Annotated in this window: 1 protein-coding gene and 1 pseudogene; both read right to left on the bottom strand. The window is 69.0% G+C overall.

Translation table 11 applies throughout. The features are described 5' to 3' along the window. Nucleotides 1-127, bottom strand: a 127-nt coding sequence (locus tag H5395_RS18450; protein WP_182794008.1) for a hypothetical protein, incomplete at its 3' end; no start/stop codon positions are given. Nucleotides 128-329: 202 nt separating this feature from the next. After that, nucleotides 330-485: pseudogene (locus tag H5395_RS19700) on the bottom strand (integrase core domain-containing protein); the annotation flags it as partial. Nucleotides 486-610: the final 125 nt, after the last annotated feature.

Raw genomic sequence — 610 nt, 5'->3', positions numbered from 1 at the left:
TGTAGTCCACCCCGAGCGCGTCGAGCATCGCCGCGATCTCGGCCTTCTCGGCGGCCGAGAACTGCACGCCCTGGGTCTGCTGCCCGTCGCGCAGGGTGGTGTCGTAGAGGGTGAGGCGGGAGGTCATGCTTCGTCCGAATCGAGAAGCTGCTCGTTGAAATGCGAGAGGATGTCAAAAATATACATTCCACCCGGCTTGTCGGTAACTTGCACATTGGCCTGCCGTGCTGGGGTGGTCCCTTTCCGATCTTGGTGCATGACGGGTGCTGGCGCCATGCTCCGGGTGGCGAAGGCGGTCCCTGCGGGACCTCGGGAGCGGGGGGCCACTCGCCCGGGGAGGAATGCGGGCGCTTTGTGGTGCAAGGGCGGCGCCCCGCCGCGAGGACGATCTTCGCCGCGGCGAGGCTGCAGAGGATGTCGCCGGTGAGCCGCTCGTCGCGCAGCTTGGCGGTGAAGCTCTCGCAGCGGCCCGTCGTCGGGCACACAGTCCCCCGGACCGTTTCCTGATCCTCCTCCCTCCCCGGGGGATCCAGGCTCGACAGAGGCCGTTCCGGCGCCGGCCGCGGCGATCCGGTCGCGCAGCGCGGTGGCCACGAACGCCGGGCCGTTG

The organism is Paracoccus sp. MC1854 (assembly GCF_014164635.1).
GTDB lineage: Bacteria > Pseudomonadota > Alphaproteobacteria > Rhodobacterales > Rhodobacteraceae > Paracoccus.
This window is presented reverse-complemented; position numbering and strand designations above follow the sequence as displayed.